At 40.8% G+C, this 12679-nt stretch carries 7 protein-coding genes and 1 pseudogene; 1 reads left to right on the forward strand and 7 read right to left on the reverse strand.

What is annotated here, in order from left to right:
- Window positions 1-196 precede the first annotated feature (196 nt).
- Window positions 197-1460 (forward strand): annotated as a pseudogene (locus FNN09_RS15460) (IS1380 family transposase).
- 459 nt (window positions 1461-1919) lie between these two features.
- Here FNN09_RS15460 and FNN09_RS15465 read toward each other — a convergent pair.
- The 7 genes from FNN09_RS15465 to FNN09_RS15495 all read right to left on the reverse strand — a co-directional run bounded on the left by FNN09_RS15465 (window position 1920) and on the right by FNN09_RS15495 (window position 12551).
- Entirely contained in the window at window positions 1920-3527 is a 1608-nt protein-coding gene (locus FNN09_RS15465; protein ID WP_143303278.1) for a sulfatase, read from the reverse strand.
- A gap of 2 nt (window positions 3528-3529) precedes the next feature.
- Window positions 3530-5242: a glycoside hydrolase family 9 protein gene (locus FNN09_RS15470; RefSeq protein WP_143303279.1), complete on the reverse strand. Its 1713-nt coding sequence runs from the start codon at window positions 5240-5242 to the stop codon at window positions 3530-3532.
- A gap of 591 nt (window positions 5243-5833) precedes the next feature.
- Window positions 5834-7318, reverse strand: coding sequence for a sialate O-acetylesterase (locus FNN09_RS15475; protein WP_143303280.1), 1485 nt, complete (start codon window positions 7316-7318; stop codon window positions 5834-5836).
- Window positions 7319-7416: 98 nt separating this feature from the next.
- Window positions 7417-9132: an alpha-L-fucosidase gene (locus tag FNN09_RS15480; protein WP_143303281.1), complete on the reverse strand. Its 1716-nt coding sequence runs from the start codon at window positions 9130-9132 to the stop codon at window positions 7417-7419.
- 18 nt (window positions 9133-9150) lie between these two features.
- Window positions 9151-10596 (reverse strand): sulfatase, encoded by a 1446-nt coding sequence (locus FNN09_RS15485; protein WP_143303282.1) that lies wholly within the window; start codon window positions 10594-10596, stop codon window positions 9151-9153.
- Window positions 10597-10874: 278 nt separating this feature from the next.
- Window positions 10875-12026, reverse strand: coding sequence for a hypothetical protein (locus tag FNN09_RS15490; protein WP_143303283.1), 1152 nt, complete (start codon window positions 12024-12026; stop codon window positions 10875-10877).
- A 177-nt stretch (window positions 12027-12203) separates the two neighbouring features.
- Complete coding sequence (locus FNN09_RS15495; protein WP_143303284.1) at window positions 12204-12551, reverse strand: hypothetical protein; 348 nt, start codon at window positions 12549-12551, stop codon at window positions 12204-12206.
- Between the last annotated feature and the right edge of the window lie 128 nt (window positions 12552-12679).

Below are 12679 nucleotides of genomic sequence, written 5' to 3' on the forward strand. Positions count from 1 at the left end.
AGAAGCAGATAAAAATAGCCGAGAACACCTTATGTTGCTCGTTAAATTAACAAAAATGAATAGGACTATAAACAATTACCAGAAGACGTAGATAATTGTTCTAGCCTGAATTATTCATAAAAAAGGGATAAGTGCTCCTTGAATCTTCTGGAATATCAGTATTTTCAAGGTATCGATACACAAATCCCTTTATGTAATGATAAAAAATAAATCAGAAAGTATCTCCACGTCCTACGAACTTTTTCCAATAGAAGGAAAAAACATTGAGCTTACGTTCAACGGTGAGGAAATTAGCAGCGATGGCGGCCTGCTGTTACTTCGAGAAACAGAGCAACAGATAGGTCTAATAGAAGGCGCGGTTGCTTGTATTGAAGATAGCAGGGATAAGCGGTATATCGACCATACGGTAAAAGAGCTCCTTACGCAACGAATTTTTCAAATAGCCACTAGCTTCTCAACCAACAATGAGCAGGTTGGAAAATGCTATTGACAACAAAATGCTTTACCGTATAGGTGAGTACCTACTTGACACATTTATTGGCTCTTATCAGAGTGCCCCACCTTTAATTATACTGGATTGTGACGATACCAACAATAACACCTATGGAGGGCAACAATTGAGCCTTTTCAATAATTACTACCACAACCACTGCTACATGCCATTGCATATATACGAAGGCTTGTCGGGTAAGCTGGTGGCCACTATGCTTAAGCCTGGTCGAAGGAGCAAACAAAGCGATGTAGCTTCATTATTAAAGAAATTGATTTTCAGGTTGAGACAACAGTGGCCAGACACACTGATTATCGTTCGGGGGGATGGCCATTTTGCATCGGCAGATTTTATGAAATGGGCAGATACTCAATCACGCACTGGATATATTACCGGGTTGAGCGGAAATAAGAAACTTCATCAACAAGCGCAAATAACCATTGATAGTGCAAAGCGTGAATTCAAGCAATACAAGAAACCTGTAAAACGTTATCATTCTTTCTTATACCAGGCCGGAACCTGGCACAAGCCCCAAAAAGTTGTAGTAAAGGTCGAAGTATCCCAATTGGGAACCAACATCAGGTATATTGTAACCAATATGACTGATTTCAGGACTAAAGACCTTTATGAAAAAGGCTATTGTGCAAGAGGGGCAATGGAATTACGAATAAAAGAGCACAAATTACACCTAAAATCAGATCGTGTCTCCTGCAACAATTTTAAGGCCAATCAATTTCGCTTGCTCTTACATTCAATGGCATATGTTCTTCTGCACACTTTTCAAAAGGAAGTATTGGGAACAACAGAGTTCGCCAACGCCACCTTTAAAACTATTCAGAACAAAATCATCAAAACAGCTGCCAGGGTCAAAGAGCTTAAAACAAAAATCAAAATTGAATTTCCAAAATGCTGTCCAACAAAGCAGATACAAGCTAATAGCTTTGAAATGTTATCCTTATTAAGGATCTAGTCTTAGTTCTCTAATCGAAAAACACATACTAATAATCAGAATATCCTTCGGGCTGTATGGGTAAGCTATGTCCAAACCAGTGCAGTTAGCTCTATATTCGCATGTTTACTGTATACATATGGTGCAATATGGGCATGAATTCAACCTTTAGTTACCAAATATTAGCAATATTGTAGTTGAGAAAGTCTCCTTGTCTTAAATGTCGTTCCTATTTCTTTGTTAAATTTAATTTATGAATAATTCAGGCTAGGGACTAAAAAAACCACTATGCTCATTCTGGACATAGTGGTTTTTTTTAAATACCTTGCGCTCCATAAAGGTTGATTGTTTCAATATGGTTCATGTACCCAAGCAGCACATTTGATCTTTCATTTGCAAGGTTGCTCCCGGTTAAAAAGATCATTAAAAGACCAATCAACACCATTCAGTTTTTCGAAGTGCTCATGCTTAAAAAATTGCTTACTCAACTTTCAACTCCCCAAAACTTCCGGGAATATTTTTCATGTGCATCTGTAGCTCCTCTTGCATTTCATGCAGTACTTCGCGGTACTCTTCCTTACCGGCCAGGTTGTTTTGTTCCCCCGGATCAATTTCCAAGTCATATAACTGATCAGGCACAGCGTAAGACGGATATCGCTGCGTAGCCGGAAATTCAGCATCGCCACCACCCGGAATAATCTGCACATGACCAAACGGTTTAGAAGGATCTGTATTATTCGGTTCCTTACCTCTGTTTTTTAACTTCTTATTGTAGGCATTGAGTATTTCAACCCGCTCTTCGGCTGTTATACTTTTCACCCACTGAGGGTATCTCAAAGCAATATACTTATACTTACCTTTGCGTACACCGCGTGCATAGCCAATCTCAAAATACATGGAAGCATACTCATTACTTTCTTTTCCTTCCAGTTCCCTGTAAAAGCTTTGACCATCCATTTCTGTAGTATCCACTTTAGCGTTTACCATATCAATAATGGTGGGTAAAAAGTCAACGTTAGACACCAGCTTGTCGCTAAAGCTGCCCACTTTAAAACCTCCACTTTTCCAGATCACGCTTGGATTAGCAGTTGCACCCTGATATACCGAACCTTTGGCATACTGTCCATGATCATTAAAAAAGAAAATAATGGTATTGTCAAACTTACCTTGCTCTTTTAATGACTGAATTAAGGCACCAAGTGCATCATCCATCCATAATAAATTGGCAATCTTATCATTAACAGGCAATCCGGCTTTCTCTAAACGCTCAGGAATAGTGGATGGCTTTGGCAATACATCCGGAACTTTATCCAGGCGACCGGTTGGTATGATGTGACGGTCGGCATTCCATGAGCGGTGTGCGGCAGTTGGACCGTGTGGCAATGTGGTTGCAAAATACAGGAAAAACGGCGCCTCTTTGCTTTGTTCAATAAAGCGAAAGGCTGATTCTGTTGTCCAATCTAGGTTATGAACTGCCAAACTCATAGGGCCGTTAAAATCAGGATTCTCATAATACAAGCCATCGGCATAGTCGAAGCCATGTTTCAGATAGGCCTTTTGTGTAAGTTCGTAGTTCAGGCGCAGACGTTCCATCACCTTGCTCTCTGCTGTATCTGTCTTTAAAGGCACTTTTTCCCAACCTTCAACTTCGTACACATGGTTTTTACCAACACCACCGGTAAAATAGCCCTCGCTCTTGAGGATATTAGCCATGTGTGCCTCTCCCGGCATGATGTGGGTATTCCATTCAACAACTCTCTGATTATCGTTTCTCTTCACCCGTCCTAAAAAATCAGGATTAGTTGCACGACTGGCATACTTTCCGGTTAGCACGTTGAAGCGACTTGGGGTACAAACCGTGGCACTTACATGTTGCCCCATCATAATAACCCCCTCATTCACCAACATATCCAGGTTGGGAGTCAGGTTTTTACCCTTCCCCTCAGGCAGGAAATTAAACATATCACGCGTCATATCATCGGCTACAAAGAACACAATATTAGGTCGCTCGTCTTGCTTATTGTCTTTAGTACAGGCTATAGCAAAAAATTGAATAAATGCTATGCTGATAATTAAAATTTTCTTCATTTTTATTTATTGTTTTTATTTGAATAAATAGCATCAAGAGCTAAAACGGTAAAAATGGCTGGTGAATTCCAATTGATTGCCACTTCGTTGGTTGAATAACTGCACACCTTATCAACATAACTCATAGCAGGTAGCTTAGTTCCATAGATTTCCGAACCACAATCGTTCTGAACGGTATTCGTTGGACCTCCGGATAATAAGCCCGGAATTGGAGCTTCGATACCATCCGCGTCGCATCGTCTGTCGTGCAGAAACATCACTCGGTTGGTACCATAGCCTGTTACAAAGCATTTATTTAGCGGATTCGCCCCTAACACATACGAAATACATGCATCGGCCGCATGTAAGTATTTGTCATCACCTCTCATTACGTAAGCATTAATCAGAAGCATACCGTCATTCATCACTTCACCATTACTTCCCCACGGAAACTTATTAATGGATATCTTATAGGCCGACTCGTTGTAATGTCTGTAAAGTTTGTTTGCTAATTTTATGATGCGTTGCTGTGCCTGTTGCTTATTCAGTTTAGAACCGTATGTATTATCGGCCATCAAACTCAAAAGCCCAAGAGTATTAACACGGCGCCATTCGGGACGCATAAATTTTTGCTCTTCAAAGTTGATTTCTTTTTTATAAGCTTTCTTGCCGGTGGCTAAAAACAACTCAGTGGCCGCCCAGAATTTTTCATCTGCAATATTTTTATCATCATATTGGCCGGTTGTTATATCTTCCGGCTGAACATACATGATATTTGGGTTGGCTAAAGTCCATTCCCAGGCCCTTTCAGCAGCCTTGATGCATTGCTGAGCCAGCGATTGCAGGCCTTTGTTTTCATGCTTTAGAATGCGTGCGGCTTTGGACATAACAGCCGCAAAATCACAGGTGGCAGCTGTTGTTTTCATCACCACATAACGGTCCCCGGTGTCTTTATGCGGCATAATCATGCCACAGAATGATTTGGTTGTAAGCTTATGGTACACCCCGCCATCATTGGGATCTTGCATGCTGAGCATCCATCTCAGGTTCACCAATATTTCATTCAGGATATCTGCAGTCTTATCAGACGATTCAGGGATATTGGTATTAACCGTTTTTAGATGTTCAGGAAATAGCTCATACAAATGTAACAGTGTATAAGTAGTAATTCCTGAATTAACTATATACTTGCCATAGTCGCCGGCGTCGTACCATCCTCCCGGAGAAGAAATAGTGCTTTCTGCAGGTCGGTTCTTTCCGGCTGCTGAAGTATGAATCTTCACTTTATCATCGGGATGACCGGCCTGACGTGCATAAATACCAGCATGTTTCTCGAGAATAGGCTCAGTGGCGCGTGCCATGTAATAGGACTTTAACAAGTCGGTACCCAGACGATTATAAGCCTTGTTATCAATTTTAAAATCGATTACATGTTTCATGCCATCCACCAGCAGCCGGTAGCTGCCGTCAGCACTTACTTCAGTCACATCGGCATAGGTCACTTCTGTGCCAGAAAATTCCCAGGCCTTAGCCTTAGGTGTTTCCGACACCAATACTTCTTCGCCTTTTCCATTGAGTACCTTGAATGAAGCTTCTCCAAAAGCTTTCGGTAAAAACACATGCTTTACGGATTGAGGATGATAGGCATATTGATTAAGGTGCTGTGCCTGTATTTGAACAACGGCATGGCTTAGCACAAAATACAATACAGTTATATAAACGAACGATTTAAACATATTTTGGGTTTTAATTTGTATTTATTCTTCATATCCATTTCATGGAAAAAACACTTCTATCATATCCTGAAAATCAAACAATTCAACAGTAAACAATACCTCATCCATGAATACTAGCTTATCTGGGCCAATAGCAGATTACACTCAGAGATTTAATTGCCGAGACACCTGTATTATTTTCTGATCGCTAATGGCCAATAAGATCAAGTTAAGTGTAACTAAGAAGTGAATTCATCAATGCAGCATTATATCAGTTCTAAGTCTAATGCAATACTACTTCCATCAATGTAAAATATGTTTTAAAAATCGTTCGAACAGGTATCAATTTGATTCAGCGGCCAATAAAATTACAGACGTTACAATTTAGTAACCTCAGTTCGATTAAAATTACAGAGCTCAGATTTCATTATATAATTGATAAACAATTAAAATCATAGAATTGAACATTGTGATTATCCATTTAAACTACTCAACCGGAAAAATGGTACCTTCAGTGTTAAGTATGGCTAAATAATGCGACCCTCCTTTTTTTTGCAATTAGTAAAATGCGGGTTGCTTCCTCCATTTATAATAGCACCTATCTATTTTGCCTTATGGAGTAGCTTTATCCATATCTGTACGAAACGGAAAAGCAGGCAAATCAGCTCTGTTGTATAAATTACACAATGGGAAATCGGCCCAGCCATACCGAACAGCAGTAGGTTTACTAACCTTGGGATGTGACACAATTACTTTGTTACCTACTATAACGGCTTGCGCATGATAAAATTCGCCTTCTCCTTTAATGATAAAGCCTTTCAGTTCTGTTTTGGATAATTGGTGACCATCAAGCACAACATCCTTAGCCTGAAGTCCTTTGCCCACATTGTCAAAATAGATAACAGCCTTATTCTTTTTAATCTTCATTCCTTTGTAAACAGGCCCTGTACCTATCACCTTCTCTCCGTAAGCCACCTTCTCAGCCGCTTTTGCCAGTCGATAACCCACTACATCTTTCATCCAAGGGTGAATGTCTTTTTGGAAACCGACATCAATGCCGGTAGCAATACCAATATTTTTTAGTTCAGTTGCTTTCATCTGACTCTCACGTGTCAATGGCCATACTTCTTTCTCTAAAATTGGCTCAGTATGTGTTTTATGAAATCCGGCAAGTTGTACAATTAAGAATGGAAAATCACCTTGTCCCCAATGGCTTCGCCAATCTGTTATCATACTTTTTAAGTCATCGGCATAGGCAAGTGCTTTGGCTTTATCCTTAGAATTGGCTTCACCCTGATACCAGATAACACCTTTAATGGCAAAAGGGGTGAGGGGAGCTATCATTCCGTTAAACAACACCGATGAGCCTTTTGCGACACCATCTATTTCCTGTTTCTTATCACCGGATTTAATGATCTTATCTGAGGTCCATAAAGCAATCCCCGTACCTCCTTTATTGGCATCAATCAGCCCAATGGGGATATTAAACTTTGACTGCAATTCTTTTGCAAAGAAAAAGCCTACTGCTGTGGTTTCGTTGTTAATAGCCTCAGATGCATTAACCTGCCAGCTGTTGTTGAAAGATTTGACAACCACTATGTCAGACTGCGGTTCAGCGCGATATTGCTTATCGATTAAGATGGTCCGAATGAGGGGCTGTTCTGTTTTTATGATTTGTGCATAGGCTTTGACCTGCTTTTCGGGTACCTTTTGAGTATTTTTTAATCGAATTAAGGGAAAATCCATATTTGACTGCCCTCCGCATACCCATACATCGCCGGCCATCACATTTTCGAGCAGAACAGTATTCTCTCCTTTTATGGTTATCTGGAAAGGCCCTCCGGCTTCAGGGGTTTTTATATGTAGTATCCAGTTGCCATTTTCATCGGTAGTTGTATGAGCAGATTCGCCCCACGAAGCACTTACCTGTACTTTTTCACCCGGATTGGCAGAGCCCCACACAGGAGCCATCACTCTTTGTTGAATGACCATATTATTAGTAAAAAGGCCATGGGGTTTCACCTTTGAATACGCAAAAGTATGGCAGATTAACAGGGCAGATAGATGAAACAAAAACGGGGATATTCTGGTATGCATTTTAAGCTGATTAAGGATTATTTTATAAAAAACTCTCACCCTCTTACTAACCACAAGAAAGTGAGAGAATTACCTTGCTTATAATTAAACCAATTTGACTACATAGGTTCAAAAAGCTCCCATTCAGCAATATAATAGGCCGGGGCATTTTTTATTACCAACCTTATTTTATCGGTTGTAACCGGTTTTTTCAGTCGTTTGACAGGTTCGAATTTTGCTTTCCATTTATGAACCGTTTTCCAGTTTCCATTGTCATCGGGTATCTGTAATTCAGGTGAGTGTTTTGGAAACCACTCTTCTCCGCGTCCGGTTACCACACTACCCACGGTTACCGGCTCATCAAAAGTAGCCTCAATCCATATACCATCTTTGCTATCTTTTACTTTTGCAAACCAAAACGTTTCAGCGTCCTGATCACAAATTTTTGTTAAATCGCCGGAAGTGTGAGAAGAAGTCAGTTTTGCTTTCTGTATAAGCGACTGCCTTGCCATAATTGGTTTCTCATCCATTACATCCTTATTAATTGTTAGTTCAATAGTGGTTACAATTTTTTCCCTGTCAGCCTCTTTCATCACCAAATTAAAGCCACCATCAACCTGTACAATATCAACAGGAGCCCCTGTTAAGGCTTTACCGTCTTTGACTTTAAAGCCTTTCAAGGATGGTAAGAATATTTTTTCTGAATCATCCCAGTTAAATACATGTAGGTAGATTTTATTACTTTTACGTGTTGACACACCCCATGGCCCGGGTAGGTAAGGACCTCCACGCGAATTACGAATACTCGTTTCACCGTTTACCTGCCACCATTCAGCAATTTGTTCCAGGCGCTCCACTTCAACTGGGTTCATTGAGCCATCACCTCTGGGGCCGATATTAAGCAGCATATTACCGTCACCACCCCATGTGTATAACAATATCTCCATTAGGGACTGCAGGCTCTTTGTGCCCACATCAGGATTGTAACCCCATTGTCCTGTTGTGGTATGACAGGCTTCCCATGGGTGCTTATTATTATAATAACCAACTGTGTGTTCAGGGGTATAAAAATCAGCACCTACACCTCCGCGATCATTTACCAGGGCTGTCGGATGCAATTCTCTGATACGCTTCATCACATTAGAAGAAGTGCTGCCCCATTTGCCGGGGCCAAGTCCGTCGAACCAGATTTCATGAATTGGACCATAATTATTTAAAAGTTCCTCCATCTGTGCTTTGTAAAATTGAATGTAGCGATCGTGGTTATGTTCTGAGTCACAATCAGGATGGTACCAGTCGCGCGGTGAGTAGTAAAAGCCGACGTTAAAATTCTGTTTGCGACAGGCCTGCTCCAATTCTTTCAAAACATCCTTTCCATAAGGTGTACTCATGATGTCATAGTCCGAATGCTTTGAATCGAACATTGAGAATCCGGCATGGTGCTTAGCCGTGAAAACCAGATAGCTCATGCCCGCTCTTTTGGCTAAACCCACGATGTAATCCGGATCGTAATTGACCGGATTAAACGTTTTATACTGTACATCATACACTGCCGGCTCAATTACAGCATTCTTGTAATTTGGCTGTCCGGTGCGGTGGCTGGGGCTATTTCGTGAGTGGCTTAACTGCTTTCCCATCTGGCTGATCGGCCCCCAATGAATAAACATACCGAATCGTTCATTTTTCCATGCTTGCGTGGCCTTTTCGCCGGCTTTTTTTACAACTGCATTTTTATCTACCACATACAGCTGAAATTCATCTACCTCTTTTTCTTCCTGCGCAAAAACAGAAACAAAACCAAGGCATAATAGTAGTGTTAAAACTTTAGTTTTCATTGTACTCTTTTATAAGACTTATTTTGATTTTTTACGTGCTTCTTCAGCCCTTTTAGTTATTTCCTTATGGTTGATGACCTGTTCAACGCCTTTGGTCACCTCCTCATACCATGTATTTATTAAAGCACTGTATTTTTTTACTCGTTTGGATTCTTGAGCGGCAAGGTTATTTGCTTCGGCCAGGTCCTGCGTCAGGTTATACAATTCACCAGTGCCACCTTCATTCTCAATATATTTCCACTGTCCGTCTCTCATAGCTCTTCCGGAGCTTTTGCCCCAATAGCAGTAACGATGTGGCATTTCCTGTTCCTTCTTTAATAGTGTTAAAAAGCTGGTTCCATCAAGTTTTAAGCCTTTAGGTAAGGCACTGCCGGTAGCCTGTGCTAAAGTCGGAAACAAATCCATGGTCATTAGCAGCTGATCGCTCACCCGGCCTGCTTCTATCACCGAGGGCCACGACATGATCATTGGTACCCGGTGACCGCCTTCATTTAATGAACCTTTTCCCCCTTTAAAAGGACCGGACGATAACATTTTACGCGGACCATTGTCGGAGGTGAAAATGATAAGGGTATTATCTATAAGCCCTTTTCTTTCTAGTTCAGTCACAATTTTTCCAACACAGTCATCCAGGAAGGTCACCATTTCTATTGAAATATCTAAGAAGCGATCTTGTTTTGATTCTGCCAGTTTATAGCCCTCAGGTGGCTTGGGGATGGTCTGGTTGATACTGTCTCTAAAGGCTTCCTGGTCTTTTTTAGAAAGATGACCGGGTACACGCTCTACTTTTGAGTAAGGCCGCTGATTTGGTGTATGAGGTGCTCCAAACGGCAGATACAAACAGAACGGTTCGTCTTTTTTTGCATTCTGAATATAGCGGATGGCATGTTGAGCAATAATCTCAGTCTGATAGCCAGGTTCGTCTTTTATTTTATCCTGTTGCCACCAGTCCAAATCACGGTTAAGGTTGATATGACTGTGATAATCAACATTGCCACTGGTAAATCCGGCAAACTCATTAAAACCGTTATGAATCGGGTTGTATTTTTCTTCCACTCCCAGGTGCCATTTACCAAACAAAGCGGTATGATAACCACCAAGTTTAAGCACATCGGCAAAAGTTGTTTCTTCAGGCTCCAGCCCCACATTGGTATGCCAGCGGCATGCCACTACTTCCGACAAACCAGTGCGTTGCTGATAATTACCGGTTAACACGGCAGCCCGGGTAGGGGTACACACCATACCGTTTGTATGAAAGTCTGTAAATTGAATGCCTCGTGCCGCCAATTTATCCAGGTTGGGTGTTTGTATTAATTCACTGCCGTAAACCGATAGATCACCATAGCCCAGGTCATCCGCCATTATAAATACGATGTTTGGCCTTTCCTGTGCCTGACAACTGATCAGGCCGATTGCAGCAATACTTATGAAGAGCAAAGCCGCTTGTAAGGAATGATTTTTCATAATGCTTGTTACCTTATAATAACATACTGAATTTGGATTTAATAATCGCTTAATTCATTCTCAGATAATTATCGCTTACGTCGCACCTTAACCTTTATTGGTTTATAATGGGCGGTTTCTTTCACAGTCGTCATATCCACGGACAGCTCTGTTACTATTCCTCTATAATGCCGCTGCAGTGGTTAAACGCTCTACCTGGTTCGGACGCCTCTCAGAACCTCCTACTTGCAAAAATAATTTAAGCTACTATCCGCCTACAATGGTTTTTCAATGTAGCCTTACTCACGGACATGCTCTGTAAGCTCATTTCGCCAGCTGTATTTCTTTATAATAGGTAGTAATTCAGATACGAATGCCTCATCCTTCCAGTTTTCCTTATCACTGTCCCACATACGACGGATCTGCAGTCCCGAACTGGCAATTCTTAGTTCGCGTAAAGTATCCAATAAACTCTCTACATAGGCAAGGTTCTGCTCTACCGTCCAATCACCGTTTTTCCAATAATCAGGTTCCCAATGATCAATCCAAAACTGAATACCTGTTTGTTCACGCCATTTTACTGCATAGGCTATGCCTAATTCTTCTTTTCCTTTACCGGCTGTTAGCATCTGAAACACTAATTCATCCTTCTTGACAGCATCAGCAGCACTGTATAGTTCCCATTCACCCATACCATAGGCACCGCTGCCTGAAGCTACATAATAGCCTTCTGAAGGATCCGCCGGATCGTTGGCGTAGGGGAAATCCAGCTCATGAAAAGGCAAAGTTTTTGCTGATCCCCATGGTTTATAGGACATAATACGTGTGGGATTATGGCGCCTGAATATTTCGGTGCACTTCGTGTAAAAAACATTGGTACTATCCACCAACGCCTGTTTATAACTTATATCCTTTGTTTTGATGGCTTTTTTACGCAGATATTCAAAACCGTGGAACTCAATAACCGGGCACATGGCCAGCAGGTGGCTTTTATCTTTGAAAGCGATACATAATTGTTCCCAGGTGGAAAGATATTTGGCCCAGGTCTGCCGGGTCATAGCCTTGCTTTCTTCTTTCTTCAAACAATCATACTGTAAACAGATGGCCATATTGCGTGCCGTTAAATCATCAATAATGGCAGACAAAAATTTAACAGCCTCAGGATTAATTAAGTTGGATTGTTCATCAACCAAATCGCGTGCTTGCCAGTGCAGCCGCCCTCCGGTAAAACCGGCAGCTACTATAGAATCGACTAATACTTCGGAATATTTGGCATCGGCAAAACCAAACTTATCAGGTGGAATATTAAAAATCATCCAACTTCCTGTACCCATTTTTTCTATCCATTTCTCGGGTCGTAATGGTGCATCAATTTGAGAAAAAACTGTATGCATAACACTAATACTGAATGCAATTAGCAGAAATGCCAGTTTTGATATTCTTTTTTCCATGATTATAACATCTGTTAGTAGATAATTTTTCTAATTCAAAAATGGGAACTTATTGTCGCTTGCAAGTCTCCAAGCAATTCTTAATAGTTTCGTTTTGATTCAAAAGGAGCCGGAAAGGTTGTTAAATGATTCAAATAAGCCTGTTAATACGGTGCTAACAGGCTTACTTCCGTCAACTTACGCCTTATTTTTCATTTTAGCTTTTTGATGAGCCCTCCACTTTTTAATTTCTTCAGCACCAACGGCTTCTGTTAGCTTTTTATAATATGACTTTATCATTGTCTTTCTTGCAGCTTTAAGTACTTCTATATCTTCCCCATAGGTTTCCTTCAATTTACTTTCTTCTGTGAAACGTTCCAGGTTCAATGCGTAAACTTTTTGATACATTTCATCGTTAAAACCCAACACCACTTGCATCTCCTTGCTTACCTTCTCAGCTTTCCTCGCCGAATTATCTTTTTTTATTCCCATGGCGGAGCCAAAAGAGATAGCTAACATTGAGACTAATAAAATTAATTGTTTCATATACTCTAATTAATTACAAGTTTTTAAGCCACTTTATTAGTGGAGCTATTAATATTTTTCTCTCTCGGATCAAGACATATATAATCCTGACGATATGGTGTTTTGTTTTTAATGACGCTGTAAATAGT

The sequence above is a fragment of the Carboxylicivirga sp. M1479 genome (assembly GCF_007097485.1).
Classification (GTDB): domain Bacteria; phylum Bacteroidota; class Bacteroidia; order Bacteroidales; family Marinilabiliaceae; genus Carboxylicivirga.